A 17,061-nucleotide genomic window follows, 5' to 3' on the forward strand; every position below is an offset into this window, starting at 1 on the left:
CGGACACGAGGACATCGCAATTCGCCCAAGTCCTGGGGCGAATTCCGAGTCAGGATCAACGCAATTCGCCTTAACCGCCCGGTTTCAGGTTCAGTGCCGCCGCCAGCAGTTCGCGCGTGTAATCCGACTGCGGCGCGGCAAAGATCGCCTCGGACTCGCCCGCCTCGACGACATCGCCCTGCTTCATCACGATCATCCGGTGCGCCAGCGCGCGCACCACGCGCAGGTCGTGGCTGATGAAGATGTAGGCCAGCCCCCATTTGCGTTGCAGATCGCGCAGCAGGTCCACGATCTGCACCTGCACCGTCATGTCGAGCGCACTGGTCGGTTCATCCAGCACCACCAGTTTCGGCCGCAGGATCATCGCCCGCGCGATGGCGATGCGCTGCCGCTGCCCGCCGGAAAACTCGTGCGGGTAGCGTTGCATCATCGCGGGGTCCAGCCCCACCTCGGCCATGATCTGCGCCACCTCGGTGCGGGCGTCGCGCCCACCGGTGCCGTGCACGGTGAAGCCTTCGGCGATGATCTGTTCCACCGTCATGCGCGGCGACAGGCTGCCGAACGGATCCTGGAACACGATCTGCATCTCGCGCCGCACCGGGCGCATCTGGCGGAACGACAGCCCCTGCAACTCGCGCCCCAGAAAGCGGATCGAGCCTTCCGACGAAATCAGCCGCAGGATCGCCAGCGCCAGCGTCGTCTTGCCTGACCCGCTTTCACCGACGATCCCCAGCGTCTCGCCCGCCCGCACCGACAAGCTCGCGGCATTCACCGCCTTCACATGCCCCACGGTCTTGCGCAGAAAGCCGCGCTGAATCGGGAACCACACCCGCAGCGCCTCGGTCCGGGCCACCTCGGGCGCGTCGGGGGCCACCGGATCGGGGCGGCCCCGCGGCTCGGCGGCCAGCAGCCCGCGGGTATAGGGGTGCTGCGGGTTGGCAAAGATCGCGGCGGTGGGCCCCTGCTCGACAATCTCGCCACCCTGCATCACGCAGACCCGGTCGGCGATGCGGCGCACGATGCCAAGGTCGTGGGTGATGAACAGCAGGCTCATCCCCTCCTGTCGCTTCAGGTCGGCCAGCAGGTCGAGAATCTGCGCCTGGATCGTCACGTCCAGCGCGGTTGTCGGCTCGTCGGCGATCAGCAGTTGCGGCCCGTTCGCCAGCGCCATCGCGATCATCACCCGCTGGCGCTGGCCGCCCGAAAGCTGATGCGGATAGGCGTCCAGCCGAGCTTCGGCATCGTGGATGCCGACCTTCAGCAGCAGCTCGATCACCCGCGCCCGCGCCCTGGCACCGGTCAGCCCCTGATGCAGCGTCAGGCTTTCGGTGATCTGCCGCTCCAGCGTGTGCAGGGGATTGAGGCTGGTCATCGGCTCCTGAAAGATGAAGCTGATCTTATTGCCGCGCACCTTCTGCAAGGCGGCGGGCGAGGCCCCCACCATCTCCTCGCCCATGAACCGGACGGACCCCGCAACCTCTGCCGCCTCTGGCAGCAGCGCCACGGTGGCAAGCGCCGTAACCGACTTGCCCGACCCGCTTTCGCCCACCAGCGCGACCGTTTCGCCCTGCCCCACGGCGAAGCTGACCCCCTTCACCGCCTCCACCCGCCGCCCGTCCTGCCGGAAGGCGATGTGGAGGTCGCGGATGTCGAGGATCGGAGCGGTCATCGGCCCGTTCATCGAAAGGTCTTTCGCGGGTCGAAGGCATCGCGGACGCCCTCGAAGACAAAGACCAGCAGCGACAGCATGATCGCGAAGGCGAAGAACGCGGTGAAGGCCAGCCACGGTGCCTGCAGGTTCTGCTTGGCCTCCAGCGTCAGCTCGCCCAGCGAGGGCAGCGAGGCGGGCAGGCCATAGCCCAGAAAATCCAGCGTCGCGAGGCCGGAGATTGCGCCGGTGACGATGAAGGGCAGGAAGGTCAGCGTGGCCACCATCGCGTTCGGCAGCACATGGCGGAACATGATGACGCCGTTCGACACCCCCAGCGCCCGCGCCGCGCGCACATACTCGAAGTTGCGCGCCCGCAGGAATTCGGCGCGCACCACATGCACCAGCGAGGTCCAGCCGAACAGCACCATCAGGCCGACCAGCAAGCCAAAGCTCATCTGGAACACCGCGCCCATGATGATGATGACGTAAAGGCTGGGGGTCGATCCCCAGATCTCGATCAGGCGCTGGAACACCAGATCCACCCAGCCGCCGAAATAGCCCTGCACCGCCCCCGCCGTGATGCCGATCAGCGAACTGATCGCGCTGACCACCAGCGCGAAGCCGACCGACAGCCGGAACCCGTAGATCACCCGCGCCAGCACATCGCGCGCGGTGTCATCGGTGCCCAGCCAATGCTTCGCGTCAGGGGCGGAAGGCGCCGTGCCCTGAATATCGTTCACCGTGTCATAGGAATAGGGGATAAGCGGCCAGAGGATGAAGCCGGTCTGCACCGGCTTGCCGTCGATTGCCCCGGTTTCCGCCGCCGCCCGCGTCTGATCGGGCGCATCAAAGCAGCCATCATTCCCCGCCGCGATGATCAGGCACTGCACCACCGGGTCGCGGTAGACGGCTTCGGTGGCGAAGTCGCCGCCGAATTCCTTTTCGGAATGGAACTGCGCCACCGGGCTGACCCACGCGCCCTTGTAGCGCAGCAGCAGCGGGTGGTCGTTGGCGATGAACTCGGCGAACAGCGACAGGCCGAACAGCAGCGAAAAGATCACCAGCGACCAATGCGCCCGCCGGTTCGCGCGAAAGTTCCGCCAGCGGCGGCGGTTCAGTTCCGACGGCGCCATGACTCAGGTTTCCCGCGTTTCGAAATCGATGCGGGGATCAACCCAGACATAGAGCAGGTCCGACGCCAACCCCATGACAAGGCCGATCACGCTGAACACGAAGAGCGTGCCGAAGATCACCGGATAATCCCGCGCCACCGCCGCCTCGTAGCCCAGTCGCCCGATGCCATCGAGCGAGAAGATCGTCTCGATGATCAAGCTGCCACCGAAGAACACGCTGATGAAGACCGAGGGAAAACTGGCGATCACGATGAGCATCGCGTTGCGGAAGACGTGGCCGTACAGCACCCGCCGTTCCGTCAGCCCCTTGGCGCGGGCGGTCATCACGTATTGCTTCTTGATCTCGTCCAGAAAGCTGTTCTTGGTCAGCAGCGTCAGCGTCGCGAAACCGGATATGGTCGAGGCGATCACCGGCAGGGTGATGTGCCAGAAGTAATCCAGCACCTTGCCGACCAGACTGAGCTGGCCCCAGTCGTCCGAGGTCAACCCGCGCAAGGGAAAGATGCGCCAGTACGACCCCCCCGCGAACAGCACCAAGAGCAGGATCGCGAACAGGAAGCCGGGGATCGCATAACCCACGATGATCGCGCCCGAGGTCCAGGTGTCGAAGGCCGATCCGTCCTTCACCGCCTTGCGGATGCCCATCGGGATCGAGACCAGATAGGCGATCAGCGTGGTCCAAAGCCCGATGGTGATCGACACCGGCAGCTTTTCCCGCACCAGTTCCACCACCGAGATCGAGCGGAAGTAGCTTTGCCCGAAGTCGAAGTGCAGGTAGTTCCACATCATGTCGGCAAACCGCTGCAACGGCGGCTTGTCGAAGCCGAACTGCTTGTTCAGGCTGGCGATGAACTCGGGCGGCAGGCCGCGCGCGCCAAGGTATTTGTCGTTCATCCCCATCGGGTTGGCCGCCGCACTGCCGGCGTCGCCGCCGCCCGCGATGTTCTGGAACACGTCGCCCTGGCCCTGCAGCCGGGCGATGATCTGTTCCACCGGGCCACCCGGCACGAACTGCGTCAGCGTGAAGTTGATCACCATGATCCCGACCAGCGTCGGGATCATCAGCAAGATCCGCCGCAGGATGTAGGCGCCCACCGGCCCGGCCCTACCGCAGCGCGCCCGACGCCTTCAGCGCCGCGGCCTTCTGCGCGTCGTACCACCAGAAATCCAGCTCGCCCAACGCATAGGGCGGCAGAGTGTCGGGGTGGTCGTACATGTCGTAATAGGCCACCGTGTGCTTGTTCTTGAACCATTGCGGCACCCAGAACCGCTCGGCCCGCAGCACCCGGTCCAGCGCATGCACGGCGGTGGTCAGGTCGTCCTGCGACCTGGCGGCCAGCACGTCCTCGATCAGCGCATCCACCGCCGGGCTTTTCAGCCCCATCTTGTTGAAGGTGGAAATGTCGGCCGTGGCCGAGCCGAAATACTGCTTCAGCCCCGAATCCGGCACGTAATCCATCGGGAACTGCGCGGTGACCACGTCGAAATCATAATTGCGAGTGCGGTCGGTTTCCTGCGCGTTGTCGACATGGGTCAGATAGGCATCCACCCCCAGCGCCTGCAGGTTCTCGACGTAGGGGTTGATCACGCGGTCGAAATCCTGACTGTCGTTGAGGAATTCCACCTTCAGTGTCTCGCCCTTGGCATTGCGCCGTTTGCCGTCGGTGCCCACCACCCAGCCCGCCGCGTCCAGCAGGTCCGACGCCTTGCGCAGGTTGGCGCGGTCCAGTTGGCGCTCGCCCGAGGCTGGCGCCATCACCGCGTCATCGGTCAGCACGCCAGGCGGCACCTGATCGGCCAAGGGCCGCAACAGCGCCAGTTCCGCGTCGGTGGGCTTGCCGGTGGCCGCCAGCAAGCTGTTTTCCCAGAACGAGTCGATGCGGGCGTAGATGCCGTAAAAGAGCTTGGCGTTCGACCAGTCGAAGTTGAACATCAGCCCGATCGCCTGCCGCACCCGCGGATCCTGGAACTGCGGGCGGCGCAGGTTGAAGATGAAGCTCTGGCCGCTGGCGATGGTGCCGTCGGGCAGTTCCACCTTCTTGATCGCGCCGCTCTGCACGGCCGGGAAATTGTACCCGGTCGCCCACTTGATCGACGACGCCTCGTTGCGAAAGGTGTAGGTGCCGCCCTTGAAGCCTTCGAAGGCGGCGTTGTAGTCGGCGTAATACTCGATCCGGATGGTGTCGAAGTTGTTGCGCCCGATGTTGATCGGCAGATCCTTGCCCCAGTAATCCGGGTTGCGGCGGTAGACGACGGTCTGCCCCACGTTCATGTGGTCGAGCACATAGGGCCCCGACCCCAGCAGCGGCTCCAGGCTCGACGCCTCGAAATCGCGGTGGTTCGCCTCGTAGAACGCCTTCGAGAAGATCGGCAACTGCCCCACCGCGGCGGGCAGGTCGCGCGTCGGGTAGCCGGGCTTGAAGGTGAACCTGATCTTGTCGGGGGCCAGCACCTCGGCGCTTTGGACCTCTTGCCCCAGCACGGCGCGAAAATCGGGCAGGCCCTTGGTCAGCAGGATGTTGTAGGAAAACGCCACGTCATCGGCGGTCAGCGGCGAGCCGTCGGAAAACTTCGCCTCGGGCCGCAGGGTGAAGATCACCCAGGACCGGTCGGGCGGATACTGGATCGTCTTGCAGACAAGGCAGTACTGCGCGCTTGGCTCGTCCGACACGCCGGTCAACAGGCTTTCAAAGAAGATCGACGCCAGCGCCGCGGCGCGGCCCTTGTCGGAATAGGGGTTCATGCTGTCGAACCCGCCTGCCGCCCATTCCGAAATCTCGCCGCCCTTCGGCGCGTCCGGGTTCACATAGTCGAGGTGCTGGAACCCGGCGGGATACTTGAGGTTGCCGAAGGGCGAAATGCCCCAGGACGAGATGACGTCACTGTCATCGGCCCGCAGCGGCCCGGCCAGCCCGGCGCAAAAGAGCGGCACCACCATCACGCCGCGAAGCCATCCGGCCGCCCGGTGCGCCGAGGTCGCTGAGCGGGGGGCGGGGCGCTGCATCGTGTTCTCCTCCGGGGCCGGTCATCGGGTCTGGTCAGGCTAAAGCGGCGGGCCCGCCGGTTTCAAGGTGAGTTTGCGTGAAGCCGGTGCCGCGCGCAAACGAAAGGCCGCCCCGACCGGGCGGCCCTCGATCCGCGCGGCGCGTCAGATCACTTCAGCGAGGCGAGGTAGGCGATCACGTCGGCACGATCCTCGACCTTGTCGAGACCGGCAAAGCCCATCTTGGTGCCCGCCGCGAAGGCCTTCGGGTTGGTCAGCCAGGCATCCAGCCGGTCCGGCGTCCAGTCGCCGCCAAGGGCCTTGACCGCGTCCGAGTAGCCGAACCCGTCGACCGAGGCCACCGCGCGACCGACGACCCCGTTCAGGTGCGGCCCGGTCGCGTTGGTGCCGTCGACCTTGTGGCAGGCCTTGCACTTGTTGAAGACGCTGGCGCCCTTGGTGGCGTCGGCCGCCGCATAAACCGTCTTGAAATCGGCCGCCGGCGCGGCCGCGGGCTGTGCCGCAGCATCGGCCGTCGCCACGCTGTAGGCCTGCTTTCCACCGGCGTCCTGCGCGGAATACAGCGCCCCACCCGCCCAATTTCCCAGAAGGAAGACCAGAAGAGCGCCGCAGAAGCCGCCCACTATCTTCGTGAAGGTCATCGTGTCGAACATGTCTCTTCCCGTCTGATGCGAAGTCTGCGCGTTATCTACCTGCTTCCCCTCGCCGGTTTCAAGGTATACTTAGCGCGACCATTCGCCCTGCCCTGGGCTTTGTTGAATGAGGCAAAGGACATGGTCGGTCGCATCGCGTTTCAGGGAGAGCCCGGAGCCTATTCGCATCAGGCGTGCCGCGAGGCGCGCCCCGCGATGGAGCCGCTGCCCTGCCCGACGTTCGAGGACGCCATCGAGGCTGTCCGCACCGGCGCGGCCGAACTTGGCATGATCGCCGTCGAGAACTCGACCTATGGCCGCGTCGCCGACGTTCACCATCTGCTGCCCGACTCCGGCCTGCACATCGTTGACGAGGCCTTCGTGCGCGTCCACGTCAACCTGCTGGCGCTGCCCGGCACCAGGATCGCGGATCTGCGCCGGGTGCGCGCGATGTCGATCCTGCTGGGTCAGGCGCGCGGCTTCATCCACGACCACGGGCTGGCGACGCTGAACTGGTCTGACAACGCCGCCGGTGCGCGCGATGTCGCGGCGCTTGGCGATCCCGCCGAGGGGGCGCTGGCCTCGGAACTGGCGGGCGAGATCTACGGGCTCGAGGTGCTGGCGCGCCACATCGAGGACCAGAAGAACAACACGACACGCTTCCTGATCATGGCGCGCGAGCCCGATTACACCCGGCGCGGCACGGCGGGCATGATGACCAGCTTCATCTTCCGCGTCCGCAACATCCCTGCCGCGCTTTACAAGGCGATGGGCGGCTTTGCGACCAATGGGGTGAACATGACCAAGCTGGAAAGCTACATGGTCGGCGGTTCCTTCTTCGCCACCCAGTTCTACGCCGAGATCGAGGGCCACCCCGAGGACGCCAACGTCAAGCTGGCGCTGGAGGAACTGGGCTACTTCACCTCGTCGCTGACGCTGCTGGGCGTCTACCCGGCCGATCCGCGCCGCAAGTGACGGCTCAGCGCGGCGCCGCCGCACTCTGGCGATAGCGTTCGGCGATGTCGGCCGCGTGCAGCGCGACGCGGCGGTGCATCCGGTCGGTGACGCGCGCCTTGGCCAGCCGCAGCGACTGCACGAACACCCGCGCCGTCAGCGACAGCGGCTTCAGCTTCACCTTCACCGTCATCCGGGTCTGGCGCCGCGACAGTTCCACCAGATCGACGATCAGTTCGCCCGCCAGGTTGTTCGCCTCGATCCCGAACCGCATGTGGCCGGGTGCGTCGTAATCCTCCAGCGTCAGCACCATCCGGCGCGGCTTGCCGCGGAACGGGAAGGTGGCACGCCACTGCATCCCGGTGCCGGGGGTCACCATGCCTTCGGTGCGCGCCACCTCGGCGCCCCGGCGCAAGGCCGTCTTCTCGAACCCGGCGAAATCGCTCAGGTCGGTGAACACGAAGGCGATCGGCGCCTCGATATCTTCTCGGGTCGTGATGTCCATTGCGCTTGCGGCTGCCCTCCGCTGACCTACGGTCTTGTTTTTCGGTCTCAATCCAACCGGTCGGCCAGCCAGTTTGCAATCAGGAAATGCGCGATGGCGCCACGCCGCGACGGTTTGATGCGCGGGTGCAACCCTGCCATGACGCCCACCATCTCCTCGCGTGTCAGCCACAGCGCATCCTCGATCTCGGCGGGGTCGATGGTGATCGCCTCGCTCTCCGCCTCGCCGTGACAGCCGAGCATCAGCGAGGCGGGAAACGGCCAGGGCTGGCTGGCCAGATAGCGCACCGCGCCCACCCTCACGCCCGCCTCTTCGACGACCTCGCGGCGCACCGCGGCCTCGATCGTCTCGCCGGGCTCCACAAAGCCCGCCAGCAGCGAATACATCCCCTCGGGCCAGCCCGGCGAGCGGCCCATCAGCACCGAATTGCCCCGCGTGATCAGCATGATCACCACCGGGTCGGTGCGCGGGAAATGATGCGCACCGCAGGCCGGGCAGTCGCGCTGCCAGCCCGCCATCGCCCAGAGGCTGCGCGCCCCGCATTTCGCGCAAAACCCGTGATGCGCGTGCCAGCCGAACAGCGCGCGCGCCATCGCCGCCAGTTCCGCCTCGCGCGGGCTCAGGCCCGCCATCACCGCGCGCAACTCGGTAAAACGCATGCCGTCGAGGTCCGGGTGGACCTGTTCGGTCGAGTCGAAGAATTGGCCCAGCGCGGCGGCATCGACCTCTGGCGGCTCCCAGCCGGAAATGTCGGCGGCAAACCGCGGTGCGCCCTCGTCGAAGCCAAGGAACACCATCCCCTCGGCCTGATCCGCCAGCGCCGGATGATCCGGCGCGACCAGACCCAGCCCGTCACCGGCCAAGAGCGGCTTGCCGCGCCACCAGACGCAGACGCGCGCCGCCGGATCGACCCGCAGCGATGCCAGCCGCGCCGCATCCCCCCTCAGCGCCGCCGCGCGGTCCAGGCCCGATCCGCCGAACGTCACCGTTTCCGCAATCCGCATCGTCCCGCCCCTCTGCCTGCGCCGCGCCTTTCCTGCCACGTCGGGCGGACAAGCGCAAACTCGCCGACCGCCCGATCTGGACCTTGGCGGTGCAGACGCTACAACCCTTGGGAGCAGGCCCGGAACGGGCGCCAGTCCACGCAGGAGACGACGTGACCGCACCGCACCCCTTCCTGGCCCACGCTGACCAGGGCCAGGTGCATCTGCGCCTGATTGCCACCACCGATCTGCACGCCCACCTTTTTCCCTACGACTACTTCGCCGACCGCCCGATGGACACCGCGGGCCTTGCCCGCGCCGCCACCCTGATCGCCACGGCGCGGGCCGAGGTGGCGAACGCGCTGGTGCTCGACAACGGCGATTTCCTGCAGGGCAACCCGCTGGGCGACTACATGGCCTACGAACGTGGTCTGAACCCCGGCGAGGTGCATCCGGTGCTGGCCGCGATGGCGGCGGCGGGGATCGAGGCCGCCACCCTCGGCAACCACGAATTCAACTACGGGCTCGACTTTCTGGGCCGCGCGCTGGCAACCGCGCCCTTTCCGATCGTCTCGGCCAATGTCGTGACCACCCCCGGCGCGACCCCGTCCGGCGACCGCACGCTGGTGCCGCCCTTCGTGCTACTCGACCGCACCGTCACCGATGCCGGGGGCCGTGCCCGCCCGCTGCGGATCGGCGTGATCGGCTTCACCCCGCCGCAGATCCTGCAATGGGACCACCACATCCTGTCCGGCCACATCACCGCGCGCGACATCGTCGCCACCGCCGCCCTGAGGGTGCCGGACCTGCGCGCGGCGGGTGCCGACCTTGTGGTGGCGCTGGCGCATTCCGGCCTCGGCGGCGCCGACCCGGTCGACGGGATGGAAAACGCCGCGACCGCGCTGGCCCGCGTTCCCGGCATCGACGCCATCATCGCCGGGCACACCCACCGTGTCTTTCCGTCGGAGGAGTTCGACGGCCAGCCCGGTCTCGACACCCTGCGCGGCACGGCCGGGGACACGCCCGCCGTGATGGCCGGGTTCTGGGGCTCGCACATCGGGGTCATCGACCTGCTGCTGTCGCACAAGGGCGGCCGCTGGCAGGTGACCGCCTCGGCCAGCGAGGCCCGCCCGATCGCCCGCCGCAACACCGCGGGCGACCTTGTCGCCACCGTCGCCAGCGCCGCCGCCGTGCTCGACGCCGCCCGCATCGCGCACGCGGAAACGCTGGCCTACATCCGCCGCCCGATCGGCCGCCTCACCGCGCCGCTGACCAGCTACTTTGCCCTCGCCCTCGATGACCCTTCCGTCCAGATCGTTGCCGAGGCCCAGCGCGCCTATGTCGCCGACATGCTGGAGGGCACGCCGCATGAGGGGCTGCCGGTGCTTTCCGCCGCCGGCCCGTTCAAATCCGGCGGGCGCGGCGGGCCGGAGTATTATACCGACATCCCGGCGGGCGATCTCGCGCTGAAGAACGCGGCCGACCTTTACATCTACCCCAACACGGTCCGCGCCGTCCGCGTCACCGGGGCCGAGTTGCGCGGCTGGCTCGAACGCTCGGTCGGGCTTTACAACCGCATCCTGCCGGGCGTGCCCGACCAGATGCTGATCGACCCGGCGTTCCCGAACTACAACTACGACGTCATCGCGGGCGTCACCTACCGCATCGACCTGCGCCAGCCCCGGCGCCACGACCTGCCCGGCCGCCTCGTCGCCCCGGACGCGCACCGCATCGTCGAGTTGCGCCACCAGGGGCGCCCGGTCGCGGATGATGACGCCTTCATCGTTGCCACCAACAACTACCGCGCCGGGGGCGGCGGCGATTTCCCCGGCGCGCGGGTCGAGACGACCGTCTTCACCAGCCCCGACACCAACCGCGACATCCTGATCCGCCATATCCACGCGCTTGGCACCCTCACGCCGCCAACCCCGGCGACATGGAGCTTCGTGCCGATGCCCGGCACCTCGGTGCTGTTCGACACCGGCCCCGGCGCGCGCGCGCACCTTGCCGAAGTGGCCGCGCGGGGCATCACCGAGGTCGGCCCCGCCCCAGGTGGTTTTCTGCGGCTGCGGCTGACGCTCTAGCCGCCGCCGCCCAGCATCGCCGCGATCACCTCGGCGGTCAGCCGGGTGCCATCGGGGTCGGCCTCGGTCTTCAGCCGGGTGAACGCTTCGGCCCAGGCCGAGGTGCGCAGGCGAAGCGGCGGCCGGTCCTGACCGATCACCCCCAGCACCACCGCCGCGCAGTCTTCCGGCGTCTGATACACCCCGGCGGCGCCGCGCGCGGTGCCGCCGGCCAGATAGCGTTCCAGCAGCGGCTTGTAATCATCCTCCAGGATCCCGCCCGACTCGAGGATCTGCCGCCGCGCCGTGTTGGCGAACTCGGACCGGATGCCGCCCGGTTCCACCAGCGTGAAGCCGATGCCGAAGGCCGGGCCGACATAGGTGGCCAGACTTTCGATGAACCCCTCCACCGCGAATTTCGAGGCGCAGTAGACCTCGTTGAAGGGCTGGCCCACCAGCCCGCCGACCGACGAGATGGCGATCACCTGCCCGCCCCCCGCCAGGCGCATGTGCGGCAGCACGGCCCGGACCGAACGCAAGACGCCCATGAAGTTCACATCCATGATCCGCGCGATCTCGGCCTCGGTCGTCTGTTCGACCGACCGCACGAACCCCTGCCCGGCGTTGGCCACCAGCACGTCGATGCGCCCCGCCCCGGCAACCACCGCCGCCACCGCCGCCGCCACCGAGGCGGCGTCGGTCACCTCGAGCGGCAGCACGCGCAGCGTCCCGCCGACCGCCGCCGCCATCGCATCCAGCGTGCCGCGCTTGCCGGGGTCGCGCATCGTGGCCCAGACGTCGTGCCCGGCCTGCGCCGCCTGCACCGCCAGCGCCGCGCCAAGGCCGGTGGAGGCCCCGGTGATCAGAATCGTCTTGCCCATCGTCATGCCCCCGCGCACAGCGCGATCACCTCGCGCGGCGACAGCAGGAACGGCGCCACGATCCCGCAGGTATCGGCCAGCGGCAGCAGGGTATCGGGCACGGCAAGCCCGATCACCTCGCGCATGAATCGCCGCCGCGCCAGGCAGCGCCCGTGCACCGCCGGATGCGCCGCCTTCAGCGCGGCCTCCAGCGCGGCATCGACGATGACATAGCCGTCCTCCATCCGGGTCGAGCCATAGACCGGATGCGCCGGGATCACGTCGCATTGCATCGCCATTCCCGCCCGCAGCGGCAGCGCCGAGCCCGCGAAGATCGGCGAGGATATCCATTCGTCGCTGCCGATCAGATGGCCGGGGTTGAGCGTGATCCCGTGCCCCGGCAACCGATCCGCGATCAGCGACCAGACCTCGCCGCCCGCAACCCCCGGCCGCATCAGCGCGAACCACTCCGACAGCGCCGCGACATAGGGCCCGGCAAAGGCCGCCACATAGTCCCGCGCGGCCTGCGGCAGGTCGCCCGCCCCAGTCGCCAGCCACCCGGCCCGGCAGATGTTCGCACCCCAATGGCAGACGTTGAACGAAATCTGCGACCCCCGCCGCAGCACCTCGCCGGTCGGCCCGCTCAGCCCCTGGTCGGCCCGCGCCCCGGTGGCAAAGGTCGTGTGGCAGCCCAGCGGCAACCCGCCGATCCGCGCCGCCTCGACCGCCGCGAAGTCGCTCATGCCCTCGCGGAACGCGAACACCATCCGTTTGAACGCCGCCGCCGCCATGTGGTTGGCGAACTCCAGCCGCGCGATCTCAATAATGCTGACGGTGCTGCGCAACCCGTGGCCGGGATGCATGAACAGGTCGGTCGCGTTCTCCACCCGGCCCGCCCGCGCCCGCAGAAGGTCGGCGATCAACGCCGGGATCTCCAGCGCCGTCGCCGGGTCATCGACCTCGCCCGCCTCCCAGTATTTCCAGCCCACGGTGCCGACGCGGGCCCCCCCCGGCACCGCGTCGCGCAAGATCGCATCCAGCCGTTCGCCGTCGCGTGGCTGCGACAGCAGGCTCAGGCTCGCGCAGTGGCGCACCCGCACCAGCCCCGCCGCCACCAGCGGCGAGACGCCCGTGTAAGGCAGGCACTCGTTGCCCGCGACCAGCACCGGCGCCCCCTCCGGCGCCACCACCAGCAGCGCCTCCTCGAACCGCGGATCGAACCCGGTCGCCCAGAGCATGTTGGCCGAATGCTCGCGGTCGCCGTAGATCACCAGCCGGTCGAGCCCGCGCGCCGCCATCGCGCCCCGGATCGCCGCCAGCCGCGCCGTCATTTCGGCCAGCCCCGCCGCCTTCGGCACCGCAGGGGCGCCAAACTCCGGCCATTCGATCGTGATCATCCGTTGCACCCTGCCGCCCTCCCTGGTTCGGGGCACCATAATCCGCCCCCGCCCCCGCTGTCATCGCGCCGCTTGCATCGCCCGCGCCGCCCGCCTATATCCACCCCCGAGAGGTTGGCGCGGGCAGGCGCCTCGCCAACCCGGTCAGGTCCGGAAGGAAGCAGCCGTAACGAGCCCCGCTTGGGTCGTTGTCCAGCCTCTCACCCTTTCCCAATTCTTCTTGGTGGAAATACTCCGGGGTCCGGGGCGGCGCCCCGGCCGTTCACACCCCCTCGACCGCCCAGCCGTATTGCTCCTCGGTCTCCACCGCGCAGGGCCGGACCGCGCGCAACCGCGCCAGCGCCGCCGCCGCAGGTTCGCCCGATGTCACCAGGAGCCGCAGCGCCACCATGCCGGACCGGCCGCAGCCACCCTTGCAATGCACGAGCACCCGCCCGCCACGACCCAGCCAGCCCAGCGCCTCGTCCGCCAGCATCGGCCAGATCGCATCCTCCGCCTCGGTCGGCACGCCATAGTCGGTAATCGGGAAATGCCGCCAGGCCACGCCGTTTCTGCCCAGATCGGTGCCGAACCCGTCTGCCACCCCGTGCATTTCGCCCCTTGAGGCGAGACTCAGCACCATGTCCGGCGCCCAGGCGTGGATCGCGCCCAGATCGCCGTGATAGTCGCCGTAGTGCCCCGGCAGCGGGCAAATCCCCAGCCAGCCTGCCAGCACCGGCACCTCGGCAATCGTGAACCCGCTCATCCCTCGCTCCTCCGCTGCCCGACCCTAGGGGCTGGGTGGACGCCGGGCAAGCCGCGCCCTACTCTGCACGCTGATCCGAATCCAGGAAGGCCCGATGACCGAGACGCCCGACACCGGCTACCAGGTGCTTGCCCGGAAATACCGGCCCCAGACCTTTGCCGACCTGATCGGGCAAGAGGCGATGGTGCGCACCCTGAAGAACGCCTTCGCGGCCGACCGCATCGCCCATGCCTTCATCATGACCGGCGTGCGCGGGGTGGGCAAGACCACCACCGCCCGGATCATCGCCAAGGGCCTGAACTGCATCGGACCCGACGGCAAGGGCGGCCCCACCACCGAGCCTTGCGGGGTCTGCGAGCCCTGCCGCGCCATCGCCGAGGGCCGCCATGTCGACGTGATGGAAATGGACGCCGCCTCGCGCACCGGGGTGGGCGACATCCGCGAGATCATCGACTCGGTCCACTACCGGGCGACCTCGGCGCGCTACAAGATCTACATCATCGACGAGGTTCACATGCTCTCCACCAGCGCTTTCAACGCGCTGTTGAAGACGCTGGAGGAACCGCCCGCCCATGTGAAGTTCATCTTCGCCACCACCGAGATTCGCAAGGTGCCGGTCACCGTCCTGTCGCGCTGCCAGCGGTTTGACCTGCGCCGGATCGAGCCCGAGGTGATGATCGCCCACCTGCAACGGATCGCGGGCCTTGAACACGCGCTTATCGCCGATGACGCGCTCGCCCTCATCACCCGCGCCGCCGAAGGCTCGGTGCGCGACGCGATGAGCCTGATGGATCAGGCGATCAGCCACGGCGCGGGGCAAACCTCGGCCGATCAGGTGCGCGCCATGCTGGGGCTGGCCGACCGCGGCCGCGGCCTTGATCTGTTCGAACTGATCCTGAGGGGCAACGCGGCGAGCGCGCTGGCGGAACTGTCATCGCAATATGCCGATGGCGCCGACCCGATGGCGGTCCTGCGCGATCTGGCCGAGATCACGCATTGGGTCAGCGTCATCAAGATCACACCCGAGGCGGCGGACGACCCCACCGTGCCGCCGGATGAACGCGCCCGTGGCCTGGACATGGGCGCCCGGCTTTCGATGCGGGTGCTGACCCGGATGTGGCAGATGCTGCTGAAGGCGCTGGAAGAGGTCGCGCAGGCCCCGAACGCCATGATGGCGGCCGAGATGGCGGTGATCCGGCTGACCCATGTCGCCGACCTGCCGACGCCCGAGGAACTGGTGCGCCGCCTGCAATCGCAACCCCAGCCGCAACCGCCATCGGGTGCGCCCATCGGTGGCGGCCCCGGACCGGGCGGCCTTGCGGGCGGCCCGTCCCGCCTGTCCGCCCCGCGCGGCCCCGCCGCCTCTGGCGCGGCGACGGCACTGGCCGAGGCGCCCGACTCACTCCTCTCGCGCTTCCCCGGTTTCGAGCAGATCGTCGCCCTGATCCGCGCCAACCGTGACGTGAAGCTGCTGATCGAGGTGGAAACCACCCTGCGCCTGGTCCACTACGCCCCCGGCCGGATCGAGTTCGAGCCGACCGACCGCGCCCCGACCGACCTTGCCGCCCGCCTGTCGCAGCGCCTGCAAGCCTGGACCGGCGCGCGCTGGGGCGTCAGCGTCGTCTCGTCCGGCGGCGCCGCCACCATCACCGAATCCCGCGACAAGGACCGCCTGGCCGCCGAGGCCGAGGCGAAGCTGAACCCGCTGGTGCAGGCCGTCTTTGCCGCCTTCCCCAAGGCGCGCATCAGCGATATCCGGTCCCCCGAGGCCCGCGCCGAGGTTGCCGCCGCCGAGGCGCTACCCGAGGTCGAGGACGAATGGGATCCGTTCGAGGACAACTGAAAGGGCGCGACATGCTGAAGGGTTTGGGCGGTCTTGGCGACATGGCCAAGATGATGAAGGCCGCGCAGGACATGCAGGCCAGGATGGAGGCGCTGACCGCCGAGATGGAGCGTGTCACGGTGCAGGGCGAATCGGGTGCCGGGCTGGTGCGCGCCACCGCCACCGCCAAGGGCGACCTGACCGGGCTGAACATCGACCCCTCGATCCTCGTCGCCTCGGAGAAAGAGGTGGTCGAAGACCTGATCCTCGCCGCGATCAGGGACGCCCAGATCCGCGCCGCCGCCCGCTATCAACAGGAACTGCGCAAGCTGACCGACAGCATGGGCCTGCCGCCCGACATGAAATTGCCGTTCTGACGCCCTCGCGGACTGTCGTCCCCGCGCAAGCGGGGATCTCCCTCCGCAACTCCGCCTTCTCCCAGCGAAAGCCCCCATGACCGACGCCCCGCCCGAGATCGACGCGCTGATCGAAATGATGGCCCGCCTGCCCGGCCTCGGCCCTCGCTCGGCCCGCCGCGCGGTGCTGCACCTGATCAAGAAGCGCGCCGTCCTGATGGCGCCGCTGGCCGAGGCGATGGCGCTGGTCGCCCGCACCGCCCGCGAATGCGTCGCCTGCGGCAACATCACCACCGCCGACCTCTGCCCGATCTGCGCCTCCGGGAAACGGGCCAACGGCGAAATCTGCGTGGTGGAGGATGTCGCCGACCTCTGGGCGATGGAACGCTCGGGCACCTATCGGGGCCGCTACCACGTCCTCGGCGGCACGCTCTCGGCGCTCGACGCGGTGGGGCCGGACGAATTGCGCATCCCCAAACTCCTCGCCCGCATCGCCGACGAAGGCGTGACCGAAATCATCCTCGCCCTGAACGCCACCGTCGACGGCCAGACCACCGCCCACTACATCGCCGAAGCGGTCGAAGCCACCGGCGTCGCCGTCACCAGCCTCGCGCAAGGCGTGCCGATCGGCGGCGAGCTGGACTACCTCGACGACGGCACGATCAGCGCGGCACTGCGGGCAAGGAAAAGGTTTTGAGGGGGGGCGGGAGTTGCTTTGAGCCCGATCCAAACCTTCATCTTCATCCTCGCTCAAGTTTCTTCCGCAACCTCATTCGAGTCTCGCTTCCCGCGATTGCAGCCAAAGCAAAGGAACGTCTGAAAAACCTCCCGCTTTCGGCGTGATCTGGTAGACTTGGGCAAGCCTCCAGGGAGCCCTGCCGATGTCGAAACAGCCCGCCTTTCCCGGTCTTCGCGACGCGATGAAGAAGAAGCAGACGCGGCGTGAACTATTTCTG

16 protein-coding genes and 1 other RNA gene are annotated in these 17,061 nt (G+C 68.3%); 6 read left to right on the forward strand and 11 right to left on the reverse strand.

Features of this window, described 5'->3' with window-relative positions:
- Positions 1-70: 70 nt before the first annotated feature.
- The 5 genes from AC11WY_RS12070 to AC11WY_RS12090 all read right to left on the reverse strand — a co-directional run bounded on the left by AC11WY_RS12070 (position 71) and on the right by AC11WY_RS12090 (position 6,441).
- Positions 71-1,669, reverse strand: a complete 1,599-nt coding sequence (locus tag AC11WY_RS12070) for an ABC transporter ATP-binding protein (RefSeq protein WP_482925759.1) — start codon at positions 1,667-1,669, stop codon at positions 71-73.
- Between the two features lie 8 nt (positions 1,670-1,677).
- Positions 1,678-2,784, reverse strand: a complete 1,107-nt coding sequence (locus AC11WY_RS12075; RefSeq protein WP_482925761.1) for an ABC transporter permease — start codon at positions 2,782-2,784, stop codon at positions 1,678-1,680.
- Between the two features lie 3 nt (positions 2,785-2,787).
- Positions 2,788-3,879: a microcin C ABC transporter permease YejB gene (locus AC11WY_RS12080; RefSeq protein ID WP_482925762.1), complete on the reverse strand. Its 1,092-nt coding sequence runs from the start codon at positions 3,877-3,879 to the stop codon at positions 2,788-2,790.
- Positions 3,880-3,889: 10 nt separating this feature from the next.
- Positions 3,890-5,788, reverse strand: coding sequence for an extracellular solute-binding protein (locus AC11WY_RS12085; RefSeq protein ID WP_482925763.1), 1,899 nt, complete (start codon positions 5,786-5,788; stop codon positions 3,890-3,892).
- A gap of 149 nt (positions 5,789-5,937) precedes the next feature.
- Complete coding sequence (locus AC11WY_RS12090; protein WP_482925764.1) at positions 5,938-6,441, reverse strand: c-type cytochrome; 504 nt, start codon at positions 6,439-6,441, stop codon at positions 5,938-5,940.
- Between the two features lie 120 nt (positions 6,442-6,561).
- On the opposite strand from AC11WY_RS12090, the gene AC11WY_RS12095 reads away from it, so the two are divergent.
- Entirely contained in the window at positions 6,562-7,395 is an 834-nt protein-coding gene (locus AC11WY_RS12095) for a prephenate dehydratase (protein WP_482925765.1), read from the forward strand.
- Positions 7,396-7,399: 4 nt separating this feature from the next.
- On the opposite strand, the gene AC11WY_RS12100 is transcribed toward AC11WY_RS12095, so the two are convergent.
- Entirely contained in the window at positions 7,400-7,879 is a 480-nt protein-coding gene (locus tag AC11WY_RS12100; protein WP_482925766.1) for an SRPBCC family protein, read from the reverse strand.
- Positions 7,880-7,926: 47 nt separating this feature from the next.
- A complete protein-coding gene (nudC, locus tag AC11WY_RS12105; protein ID WP_482925768.1) occupies positions 7,927-8,883 on the reverse strand; it encodes an NAD(+) diphosphatase in 957 nt (318 codons plus the stop codon).
- A 152-nt stretch (positions 8,884-9,035) separates the two neighbouring features.
- Between nudC and AC11WY_RS12110 the strand changes: the two genes are divergently transcribed.
- Positions 9,036-10,946, forward strand: a complete 1,911-nt coding sequence (locus AC11WY_RS12110) for a bifunctional 2',3'-cyclic-nucleotide 2'-phosphodiesterase/3'-nucleotidase (RefSeq protein WP_482925770.1) — start codon at positions 9,036-9,038, stop codon at positions 10,944-10,946.
- On the opposite strand, the gene AC11WY_RS12115 is transcribed toward AC11WY_RS12110, so the two are convergent.
- On the reverse strand, positions 10,943-11,806 hold the full coding sequence (locus AC11WY_RS12115; RefSeq protein WP_482925772.1) for an SDR family NAD(P)-dependent oxidoreductase: 864 nt from the start codon (positions 11,804-11,806) through the stop codon (positions 10,943-10,945). The genes AC11WY_RS12110 and AC11WY_RS12115 overlap by 4 nt on opposite strands.
- Before the next feature lie 2 nt (positions 11,807-11,808).
- Positions 11,809-13,182 (reverse strand): M24 family metallopeptidase, encoded by a 1,374-nt coding sequence (locus AC11WY_RS12120; protein ID WP_482925774.1) that lies wholly within the window; start codon positions 13,180-13,182, stop codon positions 11,809-11,811.
- 108 nt (positions 13,183-13,290) lie between these two features.
- Here AC11WY_RS12120 and ffs point away from each other — a divergent pair.
- Positions 13,291-13,387, forward strand: an RNA gene (ffs, locus tag AC11WY_RS12125) — signal recognition particle sRNA small type.
- Between the two features lie 57 nt (positions 13,388-13,444).
- Here ffs and AC11WY_RS12130 read toward each other — a convergent pair.
- Entirely contained in the window at positions 13,445-13,927 is a 483-nt protein-coding gene (locus tag AC11WY_RS12130; RefSeq protein ID WP_482925776.1) for a phosphatase domain-containing protein, read from the reverse strand.
- 94 nt (positions 13,928-14,021) lie between these two features.
- On the opposite strand from AC11WY_RS12130, the gene AC11WY_RS12135 reads away from it, so the two are divergent.
- The 3 genes from AC11WY_RS12135 to recR all read left to right on the forward strand — a co-directional run bounded on the left by AC11WY_RS12135 (position 14,022) and on the right by recR (position 16,802).
- On the forward strand, positions 14,022-15,770 hold the full coding sequence (locus tag AC11WY_RS12135) for a DNA polymerase III subunit gamma/tau (RefSeq protein WP_482925778.1): 1,749 nt from the start codon (positions 14,022-14,024) through the stop codon (positions 15,768-15,770).
- A gap of 11 nt (positions 15,771-15,781) precedes the next feature.
- Complete coding sequence (locus AC11WY_RS12140) at positions 15,782-16,126, forward strand: YbaB/EbfC family nucleoid-associated protein (protein ID WP_482925780.1); 345 nt, start codon at positions 15,782-15,784, stop codon at positions 16,124-16,126.
- A gap of 76 nt (positions 16,127-16,202) precedes the next feature.
- On the forward strand, positions 16,203-16,802 hold the full coding sequence (gene recR / locus AC11WY_RS12145) for a recombination mediator RecR (RefSeq protein WP_482925796.1): 600 nt from the start codon (positions 16,203-16,205) through the stop codon (positions 16,800-16,802).
- A gap of 72 nt (positions 16,803-16,874) precedes the next feature.
- On the opposite strand, the gene AC11WY_RS12150 is transcribed toward recR, so the two are convergent.
- Positions 16,875-17,061: hypothetical protein (locus AC11WY_RS12150; RefSeq protein WP_482925798.1), on the reverse strand; the 187-nt coding region annotated here is incomplete at its 5' end.

The organism is Solirhodobacter sp., assembly GCF_964715405.1.